Annotated in this window: 13 protein-coding genes; 4 read left to right on the forward strand and 9 right to left on the reverse strand. The window is 71.8% G+C overall.

Annotation, left to right across the window (positions count from 1 at the left end; genetic code table 11):
* Positions 1-92: 92 nt before the first annotated feature.
* From ACFXKG_RS37225 to ACFXKG_RS37265, 9 genes are all read right to left on the reverse strand, one after another.
* Entirely contained in the window at positions 93-1,160 is a 1,068-nt protein-coding gene (locus ACFXKG_RS37225) for a glycoside hydrolase family 19 protein (RefSeq protein ID WP_384848767.1), read from the reverse strand.
* Between the two features lie 134 nt (positions 1,161-1,294).
* Positions 1,295-2,320 carry a LacI family DNA-binding transcriptional regulator gene (locus ACFXKG_RS37230; RefSeq protein WP_384848770.1) on the reverse strand — a complete coding sequence of 342 codons (1,026 nt, stop codon included), beginning with the start codon at positions 2,318-2,320 and terminating at the stop codon, positions 1,295-1,297.
* On the reverse strand, positions 2,320-3,756 hold the full coding sequence (locus ACFXKG_RS37235) for an arabinose isomerase (RefSeq protein ID WP_384848773.1): 1,437 nt from the start codon (positions 3,754-3,756) through the stop codon (positions 2,320-2,322). Before ACFXKG_RS37235 ends, ACFXKG_RS37230 begins: the two co-directional genes overlap by 1 nt.
* A 37-nt stretch (positions 3,757-3,793) precedes the next feature.
* Positions 3,794-5,212 carry a BNR repeat-containing protein gene (locus ACFXKG_RS37240; RefSeq protein WP_384848776.1) on the reverse strand — a complete coding sequence of 473 codons (1,419 nt, stop codon included), beginning with the start codon at positions 5,210-5,212 and terminating at the stop codon, positions 3,794-3,796.
* Positions 5,213-5,337: 125 nt separating this feature from the next.
* Complete coding sequence (locus ACFXKG_RS37245) at positions 5,338-5,658, reverse strand: L-rhamnose mutarotase (RefSeq protein WP_384848852.1); 321 nt, start codon at positions 5,656-5,658, stop codon at positions 5,338-5,340.
* 17 nt (positions 5,659-5,675) lie between these two features.
* Positions 5,676-6,761 (reverse strand): rhamnose ABC transporter substrate-binding protein, encoded by a 1,086-nt coding sequence (rhaS, locus tag ACFXKG_RS37250; RefSeq protein ID WP_384848779.1) that lies wholly within the window; start codon positions 6,759-6,761, stop codon positions 5,676-5,678.
* A gap of 98 nt (positions 6,762-6,859) precedes the next feature.
* Complete coding sequence (locus ACFXKG_RS37255; protein ID WP_384848782.1) at positions 6,860-7,942, reverse strand: ABC transporter permease; 1,083 nt, start codon at positions 7,940-7,942, stop codon at positions 6,860-6,862.
* Positions 7,926-8,984 (reverse strand): ABC transporter permease, encoded by a 1,059-nt coding sequence (locus ACFXKG_RS37260; RefSeq protein ID WP_384848785.1) that lies wholly within the window; start codon positions 8,982-8,984, stop codon positions 7,926-7,928. The genes ACFXKG_RS37255 and ACFXKG_RS37260 overlap by 17 nt, the downstream gene beginning before the upstream one ends.
* A complete protein-coding gene (locus ACFXKG_RS37265) occupies positions 8,981-10,552 on the reverse strand; it encodes a sugar ABC transporter ATP-binding protein (protein ID WP_384848789.1) in 1,572 nt (523 codons plus the stop codon). The genes ACFXKG_RS37260 and ACFXKG_RS37265 overlap by 4 nt, the downstream gene beginning before the upstream one ends.
* 277 nt (positions 10,553-10,829) lie before the next feature.
* On the opposite strand from ACFXKG_RS37265, the gene rhaI reads away from it, so the two are divergent.
* The 4 genes from rhaI to ACFXKG_RS37285 all read left to right on the forward strand — a co-directional run bounded on the left by rhaI (position 10,830) and on the right by ACFXKG_RS37285 (position 17,234).
* Complete coding sequence (gene rhaI, locus ACFXKG_RS37270; protein WP_384848792.1) at positions 10,830-11,999, forward strand: L-rhamnose isomerase; 1,170 nt, start codon at positions 10,830-10,832, stop codon at positions 11,997-11,999.
* Positions 12,000-12,162: 163 nt separating this feature from the next.
* Positions 12,163-14,214, forward strand: a complete 2,052-nt coding sequence (locus ACFXKG_RS37275) for a bifunctional aldolase/short-chain dehydrogenase (protein ID WP_384848795.1) — start codon at positions 12,163-12,165, stop codon at positions 14,212-14,214.
* Positions 14,215-14,455: 241 nt separating this feature from the next.
* Positions 14,456-15,967, forward strand: coding sequence for a rhamnulokinase family protein (locus tag ACFXKG_RS37280; RefSeq protein ID WP_384848798.1), 1,512 nt, complete (start codon positions 14,456-14,458; stop codon positions 15,965-15,967).
* A 220-nt stretch (positions 15,968-16,187) separates the two neighbouring features.
* A complete protein-coding gene (locus tag ACFXKG_RS37285; protein WP_384848801.1) occupies positions 16,188-17,234 on the forward strand; it encodes a LacI family DNA-binding transcriptional regulator in 1,047 nt (348 codons plus the stop codon).
* Positions 17,235-17,440: the final 206 nt, after the last annotated feature.

Raw genomic sequence — 17,440 nt, forward strand, 5'->3', positions numbered from 1 at the left:
GTCCGGCCGTACGGCGCCGCGCACGCGGCAGGGCCGGTGCGGGCTCCGCGCCCGCACCGGCCCTGTCACGTACCCACGCGGTGGTCCTGCTGTCAGCAGCTCAGGTTGGATCCGGGGGTGGTCCCGAGGATCTGGGTGAAGCGCTGGTAGTTGTTGATGCGGCTCTGCACCTGTCCGGGGTTGCCCCCGTTGCACTCGATGCTGCCGTTGATGGAGCGGATGGTCTCACCGAAACCACGGCCGTTGACCATGGCGTTGTGCGGGGTCATCGTGCCCGGCCCCGTCTGGGTGTTCCAGTACCAGAGGGCCGTCTTCCAGGCCACGGCCGCGTCGTTCTGCACCAGGTTGGGGTTGCGGAGCAGGTCGATGCCGAGCGCGTCGCCCGCCGCCTTGTAGTTGAAGTTCCAGCTCAGCTGGATGGGTCCGCGCCCGTAGTAGGCGGCCTGTCCGGCGGGGCAGCCGTAGGGCTGGTTCGCGTCGCAGTAGTGCGGGTAGTTGGCGGTGTTCTGCTCTACGATGTGGACGAGACCGCCGGTCTCGTGGCTCACGTTGGCGAGGAAGGCGGCGGCTTCCTGCCGCTTGACCGTGTCGCTGCCGGTGTTCGCGAACCCGGGGTAGGCGCTGAGCGCGGCGGTCAGCCCGCTGTAGGTGTAGAAGGGGTTCCGGCTCGGGAACATCTGGTTGAACTGGCTCTCGCTGACCACGAACGAGCCCTGCGACGGCGGATCGGACGGCCCGCCGGTGCACGTGTAGGGCTCCCAGTACCAGGTGCTGATGACCGGGTCGTAGCCGGGGTTGTCGTGTTCGGCCCGGTACAGCTTGCCGTCGGTGTACCGGACGATGTCACCGGCGACGTACGAGCGTCCCGCGGCCCACGCCGGGTAGTCGCAGCTGGTGCCGGAGCCGCCGCCGGGGCTCGATCCGTCGCAGCCGCCGAGGTCGGCCCAGACGTCGCTGGTGCCGGGGGCCTCGCCCTGGGTCCACCACTTGGCCGACCAGTTGCGGCCGTTGTACGAGGCGGTGGCGCCGCCGGTGTAGACGGCGGATGCCGACCAGCCGCCGGCGCAGGCGGCGGCGGAGGCCGACGAGGCCGGCAGGAAGACCACGAGGGCGAGGGCCGCTGCCATCGCCGTCAGGAATGCAAGTGCGCGCTGTCTCAAACGACTCACTCCTTCGCGCGAGCAGCCGTGGGGCGGCGCTCGCCATGGGGGGTGAGACAGAACCAACCGGAATCGCGTGCACCTGTCAAGGTCTAGACCAAGTGGAGAGGTGGCGTGGCGTCACTTACCGGCCGTCAAGGGCGTGAACGCGCCAACGTGGAGGCACGGACGACCAGTTCGGGCTGGAGCACGATGCGCCGGTGCAGATGTGTGGCGGCGGCGTCCCCGGTCTCCTCGATGAGCAGATCGGCCGCGTCCGCGCCGAGCTGGACGGCGGGCTGGCGCACCGATGTCAGCGGTACGGCGGCGGCCGCGGCGAACTCGATGTCGTCGTAACCGACGAGCGCGATGTCCTCGGGCACCCGGACGCCGGCGTGGTAAAGGGTCTGGAGCACCCCGAGCGCGAGCAGGTCGTTGGCGCAGAACACCGCACCCGGGCGGGGGTCCATGCCCAGCAGCCGCGCCCCGGCGTCCCGGCCCGCGGCGACGTCGAGACGCGCGGCTTCCACCTGGCGCAGCGCCCCGGGCGGCAGCCCCGCCTCCGCGAAGGCCAGCAGCGCGCCCTCGCGGCGGTTGCGGCACTGTGCGAGACGCATCGGTCCGCTGACGTACGCGATGTCACGGTGGCCGGCGCGCAGCAGATGGCGTACGGCCAGGGCACCGCCGCTCACATCGTCCACGGAGACCGAACAGCCGTCGGCGCTGGGCACGATGCGGTCGACGAGGACGAACGGGATGCGGTGGCGGCGGAAGGCGTCGAGGTTCCGGCCGGTCAGGTCGGCCGGGGTGACGAGGACGCCCCGTACCTGCTGCTCGGAGAAGAGCGTCAGATACGTGGCCTCCTCGGCCGGGGACTCCGCGCTGTTGCAGAGCATCACGCCGAGCCCCGCCGCGCGCGCGGAGCGCTCCGCCCCGGTGGCCACGTCCACGAAGAACGGGTTGGCCATGTCGAGGACGAGCACGGCCAGGATGCGGCTGCGGCCCGCGCGCAGCTGGCGCGCGGACTCGCTGCGCACGTAACCGAGCCGATCGATGGCGGACAGGACGCGCCGGCGGGTCTCCTCGGTGACGGACTCCGGGCGGTTGATCACGTTCGAGACGGTGCCCACGGAGACACCGGCCGCGCCGGCCACGTCCTTGATCCCCACCGGACGGCGCATCAGACGGAGACTTCCACGAGCTCCAGGCCGGACAGGCCCGAGAGCGCGCGCAGTTCCGGCAGGAGGGCGCCGGTGGCCAGGGCCCAGTGGTGTCCGACGCCGCTGGCGCTCCACGCGTCGGTCCACTCGCCCGGGTCGCAGCCGAAGTCGACGCGCGAGGTGGTGTTGCCGATCTCCAGGTGCGGTCCGTCGACCACCTCGCCCTCGGCGGCGATCAGCCGGTACCGGCCGTCGCGGCTCTGGCCGATGCCGACCAGGGTGACGGGGCCGTGCCGTACGTCGAACTCGACGGAGACGCCCCAGCCGCGCTTGCCGTGGTAGACGCCGAGTCCGCGCAGCAGGGGCCGGCGCGCGCTGATGGCGAGGTGGCCGGGGCCGTCGTGGCCCATCTCGACCACCCCGGCGTCGAAGTCGAGGGCCTGGAGCTCGGTGAAGGAGCCGCCCGCGCCGAGCCGGTCCGTGACCAGCATGGCCAGGGACGTCCGCAGCTCGTACTCGCCGCAGGCCGGGATGCCGCGCGCGGTCAGCAGCGAGGAGCCGAGGATCATGCCCGCGCCGAGCCGCTCGTGGATCTCGCCGGCCAGACCGCGGTGGTAGTACGCGAGGGAGTCCAGGTCGAAGTCGGCGACGAGGCGGTCGAGTCCGACGGAGACCCGGGCCGCCCAGCGCAGGTCCTCCTCGACCACGGAGTCGGCGAGTTCGAAGACGTCCCTGGTCTCGTCCAGTTTCGCGGTGAGCTCGTCGTCGCCGACCTGTTCGACGCGTACCCGGAGGTCGTCGAATTCGACGACCTCGACATGGCCGCCGAGCTGTCCCGGGACCATGGTGAGGTCCGTCGAGACGTCGTACATCCCCGGATAGAGGTGGCCCATCAGGCCGTGCCGGCCGCCGCGCAGTACGGCGTGGACCCCCGCGGCGCGGATCCAGCGGCCGATGCGCAGCCAGGCGCGCTCGTCCTCCAGATGGCCGGAGACGGAGCGGAAGGGCACGCCGACGCGCTCGAAGGCGTTGGCCATCTCGGGCAGCGGGCAGGCGCCGCAGTAGGCCAGCCACTTCCCGGTGTCGAAGGAGGCGTGGTCCATGGCCGGGGAGGGCTGGAGATTGATCAGCAGGACCGGCGCGCCGCTGCGTTGGGCGACCGGGACGAGCATCGTGGCCGTCATGTAGGTGGTGAGGAAGCCGACGATCAGGTCGCAGTCGGCGGCGCGCAGTTTCGCGGCGGCCTCGGCTCCTTCCTGGGCGTCCGAGATGAAGCCGACGTCGACGACCTCGGCGTCGAACTCCCTCATGCGGTCGGCGACCCGGGCGGCCGACCGGCGGAGCTGCGGGAGAAGGTCGGGGAACTGGGGCCAGTAGGCGCCCAGTCCTCCGGCGACCAGTCCGATCCTCGGCTTGCGGGCTACGGCGGGCGTACGTGCGGGCGTACCTGCGGTCATGGCGGTACCTCTGGGCCTCTCAGGACGGGACGGTGCGTCAGGACGGCAGCCGGAAGTCGATGACACGGATCGCCGAAGGGGTGGTGCCGCTCGACTTCTGCTGGTACATGAACGACAGGACACCGTCCTGGGCAATGCGCGTCTCGTCGACGACGACCTCACCGAAGGCGTTCAGACCCGCACCGTCGAACAGGGTCTTCCAGTCGGTGTACCCCGACGCCTTGGAGGCGGCGACGATCCGGCCGTACGGCATGACGGCGTAGGCGTTGTCGTACCGGTCGAGGACGAGGCGGGTGCGCTGCGTGGAGCCGGGCGCGACCGGTATCTCGGTCTTCTTCCAGGTGCCCGCCGCGTTCTTGAAGAGGTGGAAGGCGCGGCCGTTCGCGGTGCGGTCGGCCACGTAGTTGGTCGTGCACTGGCCGAAGCGGCCGGGGACGTAGCTGATGATCGCGTGCGGCAGCCCGGCCGAGTCGGTGGCCTGGCTCTCCTGGTTCATCAGCGAGTGGTCGGGGTTGAGCGGGTCGACGACCGTGCCGGCGTCGCCGACGGTCACCTGGTCGGCGCCGCCGGTGGTGCCGACCACGGCGCCGGTCGCGGTGCGCCAGGTGCGGCCGCGGTCGGAGCTGTAGACGTAGCCCGTGTCGTGGTTGGTGAGGCCGCCGCCGTTGCACATGACGGCGCTGTTCTGCTCGCGCCAGGTGAAGAAGGCGTGCAGCCGGCCGTCGGCGCCGTAGTCGATGCCGTGGAGGTACATGTTGCGGGCGGTGCTGGAGCCGTGCTCGCTGGTGTACGTGCCGGTGGAGCCCGCCCATTCGCCGAGGGCGGTCCACTTCGTGCCGTCGTACTCGGCGAGCGCGTTGCGGCCGTTGCCGGAGACGCCGACGCGGTAGCTGAGCTGGAGGCGGCCCTCGGGGGTGGCGACGAACTGCGGATAGGTGAACTGGGAGGTGAGAGGGAGGCCGTCGAGGGTGGTCTGCACGGCCCCGAACTGGCCGCTGTTCCAGGCGCGTCCGGCGGGGTCGTCCATGAGTCCGGCGGCCGACTTGACGTAGAAGAAGCCGTCGCTGTGCGAGTCCATGTTGAGGTGGAGCCGGCCGTCGGCGCGCGAGAGACCCATCGAGATGACGTTGTGGGAGTCGTTGACGGTGAGCCGGTGCGGCAGCCGTACCGTCTGCCAGGAGGCGGCGCCCAGGGCGCGGCGGCCGACGACGGCGGTGCGGTCGGCCGTGTACCAGGCGGCGTACTGGAAGCCCCGGTAGGTCAGCAGGCCGTTCTTCTGGAAGGAGTTGTTGTTGACCAGGCCGTCGTAGGAGACGAAGTAGATTGCCTGGCTGTCGAGCTGGGTGTCGGCGACCCGGGTGACCGCCGGCGCGGGATCCGCCGCGGCGGCGGAACCGGGGAGTGCGGCGGTGGCGAGGAGTGCGAGGGCGGGCAGCACGGCGGTCAGGGGCCTCATGCGCGGATCTCTCCTTCGTCCTGCGGGTCGTGAGCGGGGGGGGCTGATCCGGAGCTGGACGGGGCCTCGGGCGGGAGGCCCCGGGGCCCCGGGCGGGGCGGCGGGCCCTGCCCGGGGAGCGGAATCTAGGCGAGGTGGAAGACCTCGGTGAGCGGGCGCATGGCCTCGTCCGGCTTGGCGCCGTCCAGCGCCTCGAAGAAGTCGGCCATCTCGTTCTGCCAGCGGGTGTTGACGTCGGTGGCGGCCATGGCGGCCTGGGCCGCCGCGAAGTCCTCGGTCTCCAGGTAGCCGACGAGCAGGCCGTCGTCGCGCAGGAAGAGCGAGTAGTTGTGCCAGCCGCACGCGGACAGCGCCCCGAGCATGTCGGGCCAGACGGCGGCGTGCCGTTCGCGGTACTCGTCGATGCGGTCCTGGCGGACCTTGAGCAGGAAGCAGACGCGTTGCACGGAAGTCACCGTTCCGATCAGAAGTCGAACTTGTCGATGTTCTTCTTGTCGAAGACGGTCGGCTCGCCGAGGATGACCTCTCCGTCCTTGCCGATCGTGTACTCACCGAGCTTGCCCGCCGTGAACTTCTCGCCCTCGGCGCCGGTGATCTGCCCGGAGGCGAGGGAGGCCGCGGCGTACGAGCCGAGGTAGCCCAGCTCCTCCGGGTTCCACAGCGAGAACTGCTCGACGGTGCCGTCCTTGACGTACTTGCGCATCTGGTTCGGCGTGCCCAGCCCGTTGAGGACGACCTTGCCCTTGTACGAGGAGTCGCTGAGGTAGCGGGCGGCGGCGGCTATGCCGACGGTGGTGGGCGAGATGATGCCCTTGAGGTCGGGGTAGGCCGAGAGGAGTCCCTGGGTCTGCTGGAAGGACTTCTGGTCGGCGTCGTCCCCGTACGCGACCTTCACGAGCTGCATGTTCTTGTACTTGGGCAGCTTCAGCTCGTCCTTCATGAACTCGATCCAGGTGTTCTGGTTCGTGGCGTTCTGTGTGGCCGAGAGGATCGCGATCTTGCCCTGGAAGCCGATCTGTTCGCCCAGGTGCTGAACGAGGCTGCGGCCGATCTCCTCGGAGCTGGCCTGGTTGATGAAGAGCTGGCGGCAGTCCTTGGCGGTGTCGGAGTCGTACGCGACGACCTTGATGTCCTTCTTCATGGCCTGCTTGAGCGGTCCGCACACGGCGTTCGGGTCGTTGGCCGCGATCAGGATGGCGTCCTGGCGCTGCTGGATGAGGGTGTTGATGTACGAGACCTGGGAGGAGGCGTTGGCGTCGGAGGGGCCGACCTCCTTGCCGGTGGCGCCGTACTCCCCCGCCGCCGCGATGCCGGCCTCGTCGACGATCTTCTCGTAGGGGTTGTTGATCTGCTTGGGGAGGAACGCGAGCTTGAGGCCCTTCTTCAGGGGCGCGTCCGGGTCGGCCTTGGCCGCGGCGTCGGAGGCGGTCGCGGTGTCCTTCTCCGCGCTGTCCTTGGTCGTGCCGGAGCAGGCCGTCAGCGCGACGGCAAGGGCACAGGCGGTGGCGGCGGTGGCTGCGCGGCGTCGGGCAGCGGTACGGATCGGCATGGCGGGCGGACCTTTCGGGAGGCTCGGCAAGCGGAGGAGACGGGCGGGCGGGGGGGCTCAGGACTCGGGGCGCCCGGCAGAGACGGGCGGACCGGGGCTCAGGACTCGGGGACGGTGGTACCGGGGGCGCCGAGGGCGCGCCGGTGTCTGCGTTCCGCGGCGGCGGTGATGACCCGGGGGGTGAGTACGGAGGCGACGAGCAGCAGCCCGGTCACGATGACCTGGACCTCGTTGGGCACGTCGTTCAGCGTGAGCAGATTCTTGAGGACCCCGATGAGCAGCACTCCGGCGACCGCGCCGAAGAGCGTGCCCTTGCCGCCGTCGAAGTCGACGCCGCCCAGCAGTACGGAGGCGATGACGAGCATCTCGAAGCCGAGGCCGTTGTCGGCGCGGGCGCTGCCGTACCGCAGGGTGAAGACGACACCGGCGAAGGCGGAGACCGCGCCGGTGAGCACGAAGAGGATCAGTTTGAAGCGCTTGACCCGGACGCCGGCGAAGTAGGCGGCCTCCTCCTGGGCGCCGATCGCGAACAGCGACCGGCCGAAGGCGGTGGCGTGCAGGACCACGGCGGTGACCACGGCCGCCGCGATGAAGAGCACCACGGGATAGGTGAGGAAGGTGCCCGGGACCGTGGTGGTGTCCACGGCCCAGTCGGCGTACACCCGGGGGAAGTCGGTGACGGCGTCGCTGCCCAGCGCGACCGAGGCGAGGCCGCGGTAGAGGGCGAGCGTGCCGATGGTGACGGCGAGCGAGGGCAGCCCCACGCGGGTGACGAGCCAGCCGTTGAGGAGCCCTCCGGCGATCCCGACGAGCAGCACCACGGGGACGATCGTCTCGAAGGCCCAGCCCGCGTTCCACAGGGCGCCGGTCAGCGCGCTGCCGAGGCCGAGCATGGAGGCGACGGAGAGATCGACCTGGCCGGCCACCACCAGCAGGGTCATGGGCAGGGCGATGAGGGCGACCTCGGCGATGTCGTTGAAGGCGAAGGCCAGGTTCTCGCCGGAGGCGAACCCGTCGGTGGTGCCGAGGCCGACGACGAAGACCGCGACCAGCAGGGCGCCGACCGCCGTGTCCCAGCGCAGTCCCACGGCGCGGACGCGCTCCGCCGCGGTCGTGGGGCGCTGCTCCGGCGTCTTCGCCGGGGGCCGCGGCGCTGTCCGTGTGTCAGGCGCCATTCCCATGTCGGGCGCTCCTCTTCCTCAGTGCTGCGGTCATGCGCAGGGAGACGATCCGGTCGACGCTGATGGCCGCGAGGAGCAGCGCGCCGGTGATGGCGCCCTGCCAGAACGCGTCGACCTTCAGGACGATCAGCGCGCTGCCGATGGTGGTGAGGAGCAGCGCGCCGAGTGCGGCGCCCCACACCGTGCCGGTGCCGCCGGTGATGGCGACGCCGCCGACGACGACGGCGCTGACGACGGTGAGTTCCCAGCCGTGGGCGTTGTCCGCGACGACGGTGCCGAAGCGGGCGAGCCACAGGGCGCCGGCGAACCCGGCGACGGCCCCGGAGAAGGCGTACGCGCCGAGGATCCGGCGGCGGATCGGGACCCCGGCGAGCCGGGCGGCCTCGGGGTTGGAGCCGATCGCGTACAGCTCGCGTCCCGAGCGGTAGCCGCGCAGGTAGTACGCGGTGCCGGCGAGCACGGCGACGGCGATCAGCGGGAGGTAGGGGACGCCGAGGACGCTTCCGCTGCCCAGGCCGAGGACCGGGTCGGGGACGTCGTTCGCGCTGATCTGGTCGCCCTGCGCCCACCAGTAGTCGAGCCCCTGGATGATGTAGAGCATGCCCAGGGTGACCACTAGCGCGGGGACCCGGCCGAAGCTGACGAGGGCTCCGCTGACCAGTCCGCAGGCCACGCCGAGGGCGATGCCCAGCAGCAGGACGGTGAGGACGCCGTGGTCGGTGCCGGCGACGAACTTGCCGCAGGCGAAGGCGGAGAGCCCGACGACCGAGCCGACCGACAGGTCGATGTTGCGGGTCACGACGACCACGGACTGGCCGACGGCCAGCAGGACCAGGATGGACGCGTTGAGCAGGAGGTCCTTGACGCCCTGGTCGTCGAGGAAGCGCGGGTTGGAGATCCAGGTGCCGAGGATGAGCAGGACCAGCGCTCCGGCGATGCTGATCTCCCGGGCCCGGAACACGGTGTCCACGAGGGAGCGGGCGGAGGCAGCGTCCCTGGTGTCCCTGGTGTCCTTGGAGGGCCGGTCCGTCAGGATGGTCATGCCGCCGCCTTCTCGTTCAGGCCGGTCGCCGCCGCCATCACCGTCTCCTCGTTCGCCTCGGCCCGGGGTATCTCCGCGGTGAGCCGCCCCTCGTGCATGACGAGCACCCGGTCGGCCATGCCCAGTACCTCGGGCAGGTCGGAGGAGATCATCAGGACGGCGAGTCCGTCCGCGGCGAGGGCGGAGAGCAGCCGGTGCACCTCCGCCTTGGTGCCGACGTCGATGCCCCGGGTGGGTTCGTCGACGATGAGCACGGCGGGTTCGGTCGCCAGCCATTTGGCGAGGACGACCTTCTGCTGGTTGCCGCCGGAGAGCACCCCGACGGGGTCGGCGAGGCGGTTGTACTTGAGCTGCAGGCGTACGGCCCAGTCGGCGGCCCGGCCGCGCTCCAGGACCCGGCGGACCAGGCCGCCGCGGCCGAGCCGGTCGAGCCCGGTGAGGCCGATGTTCCGCTCGATGGACAGGTCCATCACGAGGCCGTTCAGCCGGCGGTCCTCGGGGACGAGGGCGAGCCCGGCGGCCATGGCCGCGGTCGGCGATCCGGCGGGCAGCGTCCGCCCGGCGACCTCGACCTCGCCCGCGTCGGCCCGGTCCACTCCGAAGACGGCCCGCGCCACCTCGCTGCGGCCCGCGCCCACCAGTCCGGCCAGGGCGACGATCTCGCCCCGCCGCACCTCGAAGGAGATGTCCCGGAAGACGCCCTCCCGGGTCAGTCTCCGGACCGACAGCGCGGTCCCGCCGACGGCCGCCCGCTGCTTGGGGTAGAGCTCCCCCAGCTCACGGCCGACCATGGAGCGGACGAGGTCGTCCTCGGTGAGCCCGGCCAGCGGCCGCGAGGAGATCCAGCGGCCGTCGCGCAGCACCGTGACGCGCTGGCAGAGGGCGAAGATCTCCTCCAGGCGGTGCGAGATGAACAGGACGGCGGCGCCCTCCGCGCGCAGGGTCCGTACGACGGAGAACAGCCGGGCGGTCTCGCCGCCCGTCAGCGCCGCGGTCGGCTCGTCCATGATCAGGACCCGTGCGTCGAAGGAGAGCGCCTTGGCTATCTCGACGATCTGCTGGTCGGCGATGGAGAGCCCGCGGGCGGGCCGGTCGGGGTCGAGTTCCACACCGAGCCGCTTCATCAGGGCGGCGGTGGTCTCCCGTACGGCCCGGTGGTCGATCCGGCCGAGGCTCCGGCGCGGCTGACGGCCCATGAAGATGTTCTCGGCGATCGACAGGTCGGGGAAGAGCGTGGGCTCCTGGTAGATGACGGCGATGCCCGCGTCCCTGGCGTCGGCGGGGCCGTGGAAGACGACGGGCGCCCCGTCGAGGAGGATCTCGCCGGCGTCCGGCCTGTGCACCCCGGCGAGCGTCTTGATCAGCGTGGACTTGCCGGCGCCGTTCTCCCCGGCGAGGGCGTGCGCCTCACCGGGCAGGAGGTGCAGGGAGACGTCCCGCAGGGCGCGTACGGCACCGAAGGACTTGCTCACGTCCCGCAGGGCCAGGACGGGGGCGGGGTCCGGTGCGGCATCCGGGGCCGGGGCCGGTGCGGGATCCGTACCGGGGCCCGTGACGGGCTCGTTCATAGGGACTCCTCAGCGAGGGGGACGCGTCGTGCCACCCGCCCTGAAAGGTTTCAATGAGGTTGCACGGAAGCTAAACGGCGTTGGCCCGCACAGTCAATGGGGTGTGCTCGACATTTTGGAGACGGGCCGAAGGGGGCATGCTCCAAAGCGTTCAAAGGTGTCGCGCGGAGGGTTGACACCAGTCAGGGACTCCCATAGCTTCACCGCGATGAAACGATTCACAAAGGATCGTGACACTGACTCGCCACGCGAGTCCGCACCACGGGAGCGCTGAGAGATGACGGGTCGATCCGCCGTGTCCGCTGTGAAGGCGGCGCTGAAGTCGCAGGCAGTCGAGACGCCGTCGTGGGCGTTCGGGAACTCCGGCACACGGTTCAAGGTCTTCACGCAGCAGGGCGTGCCGCGCACGCCGCGGGAGAAGCTCGCGGACGCCGCGCGGGTGCACGCCCACACGGGGGTCGCGCCGTCGGTGGCGCTGCACATCCCCTGGGACCGCGTGGACGACTACGGCGCGCTCGCGGCCCACGCGCGCGAACTGGGGCTGCGTATCGGGGCGATCAACTCGAACGTGTTCCAGGACGACGACTACAAGCTCGGCTCGGTCACCCATCCCGACGCCGCCGTGCGCCGCAAGGCGCTGGGGCATCTGCTGGAGTGTGTGGACGTCATGGACGCCACCGGGTCGCGCGATCTGAAGCTGTGGTTCTCCGACGGCATCAACTACCCCGGCCAGGACGACATCTCCGCCCGGCAGGGGCGGCTCGCCGAGGCGCTGTCCGCGGTGTACGAGCGGCTCGGCGAGGGGCAGCGGATGCTGCTGGAGTACAAGCTGTTCGAGCCCGCCTTCTACGCCACGGACGTACCGGACTGGGGCACCGCGTACGCGCACTGCCTCAAACTGGGCGAGAAGGCGCAGGTCGTGGTGGACACCGGGCACCATGCGCCGGGCACCAACATCGAGTTCATCGTGGCGCTGCTGCTGCGTGAGAAGAAGCTCGGCGGCTTCGATTTCAACTCCCGCTTCTACGCGGACGACGACCTGATGGCGGGCGCCGCGGACCCCTTCCAGCTCTTCCGGATCATGTACGAGGTGATCAGGGGCGGCGGCTACACGGCGGACACCGCGTTCATGCTGGACCAGTGCCACAACATCGAGGAGAAGATCCCCGCGATCATCCGGTCGGTGATGAACGTCCAGGAGGCCACGGCCAAGGCGCTGCTGGTGGACGCGGACGCGCTGGACGCGGCCCAGCGCGCGGGCGACGTGCTGGCGGCCAACGCGGCGATCATGGACGCCTTCAACACGGACGTACGCCCGCTGGTCGCCGAGGCACGCGCCGAACTGGGCGCGGACGCCGACCCCGTCGCCGCGTACCACGCCTCCGGCTACGGCAAGAAGATCATCGCCGAGCGGGTCGGCGGGACGCAGGCGGGCTGGGGCGCCTGAGGCGGGCGACGGAGCGGCGCCGTACTCCTCGGAGCAGTTCCGTCTCCGCCTGCCCGGCGTCCGTCCGCGCCTTCTCCGCCCTTCCCCTTCTCCCCTTCGCCGCTTCTCCTCTACTCCGCTTCTCCGCTTCTCCCCCGAAGTCCGCACATCACAGAGGGACATGATGACCGACCAGCCCCGCATCCACCCGGCGGCAGCCGAACTGCTGGAGCGTTCGCACCGGCTCGGCGCCGATCCGCGCAACACCAACTACGCCGGCGGCAACACCTCCGCCAAGGGATCCGCCACCGACCCCGTGACCGGCGACGCCGTCGAGCTGATGTGGGTCAAGGGGTCGGGCGGAGACCTCGGCACCCTCACCGCCGGTGGTCTCGCCGCGCTCCGCGTGGACCGGCTGCGCGCGCTGGCCGGGGTCTATCCGGGGGTGGAGCGCGAGGACGAGATGGTCGCCGCGTTCGACTACTGCCTGCACGGCAAGGGCGGGGCGGCGCCCTCCATCGACACCGCGATGCACGGGCTGGTGGACGCGGCCCATGTGGACCACCTGCACCCCGACTCGGGGATCGCGCTGGCCTGCGCGGCCGACGGCGAGAAGCTGACGGCGGAGTGTTTCGGCGACACCGTGGTCTGGGTGCCGTGGCGGCGTCCCGGCTTCCAGCTCGGCCTGGACATCGCCGCGGTCAAGAAGGCCAACCCGGCGGCGATCGGCTGTGTGCTCGGCGGGCACGGCATCACCGCGTGGGGCGACAGCTCCGAGGAGTGCGAGCGCAATTCGCTGCACATCATCCGGACGGCCGAGACGTTCCTGGCGGAGCGTGGCGCGCCCGAGCCGTTCGGCCCCGTACGGGAGGGGTACGAGCCGCTGCCCGAGGCCGAGCGACACGCGAAGGCGGCCGCTCTCGCCCCGCTGATCCGGGGGCTCGCCTCCACCGACCGGCCCCAGGTCGGCCACTTCACGGACACGGAGCCGGTCCTCGACTTCCTGGCGCGCGAGGAGCATCCGCGGCTGGCCGCGCTGGGTACCTCCTGCCCGGACCACTTCCTGCGCACCAAGGTCCGCCCGCTGGTCCTCGACCTGCCCGCCGGGGCGCCGCTGGAGGAGGTACGGGAGCGGCTGGCCGGGCTGCACACCGCGTACCGGGCGGAGTACCGGGCGTACTACGAGCGGCACGCCACGCCGGACTCGCCGGCGATGCGCGGCGCCGACCCGGCGATCGTGCTGGTGCCCGGCGTCGGGATGTTCTCGTTCGGCAAGGACAAGCAGACCGCCCGGGTCGCCGGTGAGTTCTACGTGAACGCCGTGAACGTGATGCGCGGCGCCGAGGCCGTCTCCACGTACGCGCCCATCGAGGAGTCCGAGAAGTTCCGTATCGAGTACTGGGAGCTGGAGGAGGCCAAGCTGCGCCGGATGCCGGCCCCGAAGGCGCTGGCCACCCGGGTCGCGCTGGTGACGGGGGCGGGCTCGGGGATCGGCCGGGCCGTCGCGCACCGGCTGGCCGCCGAGGGCGCGTGTGTCGTGGTCGCGGATCTCAACGCCGAGGGCGCGGCGAGTGTCGCGGAGGAGCTCGGCGGCACGGACCGGGCCGTCGCGGTGACCGTCGACGTGACGGACGAGGAGCAGATCCGGGCGGCGTTCGACGCGGCGGCGCTCGCCTTCGGCGGGGTGGACCTGGTCGTCAACAACGCGGGCATCTCGATCTCCAAGCCGCTGCTGGAGACGACTGCCAGGGACTGGGACCTCCAGCACGACATCATGGCCCGCGGCTCGTTCCTCGTCTCGCGGGAGGCGGCCCGGGTCATGACCGACCAGGGGTTCGGCGGGGACATCGTCTACATCGCGTCGAAGAACGCGGTGTTCGCCGGCCCCAACAACATCGCGTACTCGGCGACCAAGGCCGACCAGGCCCACCAGGTCCGGCTGCTCGCCGCCGAACTGGGCGGGGCCGGGATCCGGGTCAACGGGATCAATCCGGACGGGGTGGTCCGCGGCTCCGGGATCTTCGCGGGCGGCTGGGGCGCGGAGCGCGCGGCCGTGTACGGGGTGGAGGAGGAGAAGCTGGGCGAGTTCTACGCGCAGCGGACCATCCTCAAGCGCGAGGTGCTGCCGGACCATGTGGCGGCGGCGGTCTTCGTCCTGACGGGCGGCGAACTGAGCCACACCACCGGTCTGCACATCCCGGTGGACGCGGGTGTCGCGGCGGCGTTCCTGCGCTAGGCCCTGTTTCCGAGGCTTCCTGTTCGCCCCCCACTGCACAGCACACCGGTAGGGGGCATCAGTAAGCCGCGCGGGCCGGGGGCCTGTCCCTGACGGCAGCCCCGGGCCCGCGCTCCGCGGTCCGCGCTTCCCGCTCCCGACCCCGTTCTGCCCGCTCCCGCCGCTCCGCCACGTCCTTCCGCTCGCTGGTCTCCTTCGTCTTCGTTCGCCGGGGCCGGCCGTGTCATTCCTGAGGTCCGCCGTGTCACCCACCGAACCGCTTCCCTTCGCCGCCGTCGACCTCGGCGCCTCCAGTGGCCGTGTCATGGTCGGCCATGTCTCCGGCCGGGGCGCCGGCACCCTGCGTCTTGAGGAGGTCCACCGGTTTCCCAACCGTCCGGTGCGGACCTCCGGCACCCTGCACTGGGACATCCTGTCCCTGTACGCCGGAGTGCTGGACGGCCTGAGGGCCGCGGGGACGGCGGCGGGGCGGGCGCCCGCGAGCGTCGGCATCGACACCTGGGCCGTCGACTACGGGCTGCTCGACGCGTCCGGCGCTCTGCTCGGCAACCCCGTGCACTACCGGGACGCCCGTACCGAGGGCGAGGCCGGGAAGGTCGCCGCGGTGCTGCCGCCCGCCGAGTTGTACGGGGCGACGGGCCTGCAGTACCTGCCGTTCAACACCCTGTACCAGCTCACCGCGGCGCGGGGCAGTACGGCGCTGGCCGCCGCGGAACGGCTGCTGCTCATCCCCGACCTCATCGCCTACTGGCTCACCGGCGAGGCCGGTACGGAGCTGACCAACGCCTCCACGACACAGCTCATCGATCCCCGGACACGGGACTGGGCCCGGTCCGTCGCCGAGCCGCTGGGGATCGACCTCGCCCTCTTCCCCGCCCTGCGGACGCCGGGCACGCCGGCCGGGACGCTGCTGCCCGAGGTGCTGGCCGAGACCGGGCTGAGCGGTCCGGTGCCGGTGACGGCCGTCGGCTCGCACGACACGGCGTCGGCCGTCGCGGCGGTGCCAGCCGCCGGCGACCGGTTCGCCTATGTCGCCACCGGCACCTGGTCGCTGGCCGGTCTGGAGCTGGACGCCCCCGTGCTGACGGAGGAGAGCCGACAGGCCAACTTCACCAATGAGCTGGGCGTGGACGGCACCGTCCGTTATCTGCGCAACATCATGGGGCTCTGGCTGCTCCAGGAGTGCCTGCGCGCCTGGGAGGCCGAGGGCACCCCCCAGCGGCTGGACCGGCTGCTGTCCGAGGCGGCCGAGGTGCCGGGGCTGCGGTCGTTCGTCGACGCGGACGACCCGGCGTTCCTGGCACCCGGGGAGATGCCTCGGCGGATCGCGGACGCCTGCCGCCACATCGGCGTACCGGAGCCCGAGGGCCCGGCCGGGACGGCCCGGTGTGTGCTGGACTCGCTGGCGCTGGCGCACCGGCGCGCGATCGAGGACGCGCAGCGGCTGTCCGGCCGCTCCGTGGACACGGTGCACATCGTGGGCGGCGGGGCGCACAACACGCTGCTGTGCCGGCTCACCGCGGACGCCTGTGGGCTGCCCGTCGTCGCGGGCCCCGCAGAGGCCGCCGCGCTCGGCAACGTACTGGTCCAGGCGCGCGCGGCGGGCGCCGTCGACGGCGGTCTTCCCGATCTGCGCGCGCTGCTGCGCGCGACGTTGGAGCCGCGCCGTTACGCACCGTCCGCCGACCGGGCCGGCCGGGCGGCGTGGGACCGGGCCGCCGCGCTGATCGCGGACGCGGGGGCACGGCGCTGACGCCGAGGCCCACGCACGTCACGGGCTCGCGGGCTCACGGCCTCCTCCGGCTTCACGGACCTCCGGCCTCCCGGCCTCCCACCTTTACGGATCGCGCCGCCGGGGAGCAGCGCGTTGGGCGATTCGGGTGTACGCGGCACGTAGCCGGGCTCCTGTCCCCCGATATGATGGTCCACCCGGTCAGGGGCACCAACGAGATGTGACAGAACGGGCAGGACGCGTGGCGCAGACGGTCGGCATCAAGGACGTGGCCCGGCTGGCCGGTGTCTCGGTCGGCACCGTCTCGAATGTGCTCAACCGTCCCGAGAAGGTGTCCGAACCCACCCGTGTGCGAGTGCGGGCGGTCATAGACCAGCTCGGCTTCGTCCGCAGCGAGACGGCCCGGCAGCTCCGGGTGGGGACCAGCCGGATCCTGGCGATCCTCGTGCTCGACATGGCGAACCCGTTCTTCGTGGCCATCGCCAAGGGCGCCGAGCGCGCGGCACGCGAGACCGGTCTCGGGGTGATGCTCTGCAACAGCGCGGGCAGCACGGCGGAGGAGGCGGAGTACCTGTCGCTCTTCGCCGAGCAGCGGGTGCGCGGTGTGCTGCTCACTCCGGCGGACGCGACGGGCCACAACGTACGGGAGTTCGCGCGCCGGGACATTCCGTTCGTCCATGTCGACCGGGCGGTACCCGCCTCCGAGGGGTGTTCCGTCTCGGTGGACGACGTGGCGGGCGGCGCGCTCGCCGTGGGGCATCTGCTGGCCGCCGGCCACCGGTCCGTGACGTACATCAGCGGCCCGATGTCACTCCCCCAGTGCCGGGACCGGCGAACCGGCGCGCTGGCGGCCCTGCGTGAGGCCGGGCTGCCGGAAGAGGCGCTGCGCCATGTGGAGTCGGCGCGGCTGGACGTTGCCTCGGGCATCGACGCGGGGGCGCGGCTGCTGGGGCTCGCCGAGCGCCCGACGGCCGTGTTCTGCGCCAACGACCTGCTCGCCCTGGGCGTCCTCCAGGCCATGTACGGGGCCGGGGTGGACGTCCCCGGCGACGTGTCGATCGTCGGCTACGACGACATCGAGTTCGCCGCGGCGGCGGTCGTTCCGCTGACGTCGGTACGGCAGCCCGCGGACGCGATGGGGCGGGCGGCGGCGGAGATGCTGATGGACGAGACGGGGCCGGACGCGCAGCACCATACGCACCGCTCGGTCGTGCTCCAGCCCGAGCTGGTGGTACGCAGTTCTACCCGCCGTCTGGAGCAGGGGAAGCAGCCGGGCGGCGGGGAGTAGCCGCAGTCGCGGGAGGCCGCCGGGCCGCGGGGTGTGGCCGGGACCGAGGGAGGTCGCCGGGCCGCGGGGTGTGGCCCGGCAGCAGCGGGATCGGCGGCTCGCTTCTCCCGGACGCCGCCCCGGAGCACGGCGGTACTCACGCTCCGGGGCACTGGCCGTGCCGGTGCGCCGCGTGTGCCGTCGGGCGGCACGGCAGCCGCCCGCAC

Source organism: Streptomyces sp. NPDC059255 (assembly GCF_042752355.1).
GTDB lineage: Bacteria > Actinomycetota > Actinomycetes > Streptomycetales > Streptomycetaceae > Streptomyces.

What these genes read in the sequence shown, in the direction of transcription:
- ACFXKG_RS37255 (WP_384848782.1), bottom strand. Translation starts at nt 7,942, where the DNA reads ATGGGAATGGCGCCTGACACACGGACAGCGCCGCGGCCCCCGGCGAAG.
- ACFXKG_RS37265 (WP_384848789.1), bottom strand. Translation starts at nt 10,552, where the DNA reads ATGAACGAGCCCGTCACGGGCCCCGGTACGGATCCCGCACCGGCCCCG.
- ACFXKG_RS37230 (WP_384848770.1), bottom strand. Translation starts at nt 2,320, where the DNA reads ATGCGCCGTCCGGTGGGGATCAAGGACGTGGCCGGCGCGGCCGGTGTC.
- ACFXKG_RS37235 (WP_384848773.1), bottom strand. Translation starts at nt 3,756, where the DNA reads ATGACCGCAGGTACGCCCGCACGTACGCCCGCCGTAGCCCGCAAGCCG.
- ACFXKG_RS37240 (WP_384848776.1), bottom strand. Translation starts at nt 5,212, where the DNA reads ATGAGGCCCCTGACCGCCGTGCTGCCCGCCCTCGCACTCCTCGCCACC.
- rhaS (WP_384848779.1), bottom strand. Translation starts at nt 6,761, where the DNA reads ATGCCGATCCGTACCGCTGCCCGACGCCGCGCAGCCACCGCCGCCACC.
- ACFXKG_RS37275 (WP_384848795.1), top strand. Translation starts at nt 12,163, where the DNA reads ATGACCGACCAGCCCCGCATCCACCCGGCGGCAGCCGAACTGCTGGAG.
- rhaI (WP_384848792.1), top strand. Translation starts at nt 10,830, where the DNA reads ATGACGGGTCGATCCGCCGTGTCCGCTGTGAAGGCGGCGCTGAAGTCG.
- ACFXKG_RS37260 (WP_384848785.1), bottom strand. Translation starts at nt 8,984, where the DNA reads ATGACCATCCTGACGGACCGGCCCTCCAAGGACACCAGGGACACCAGG.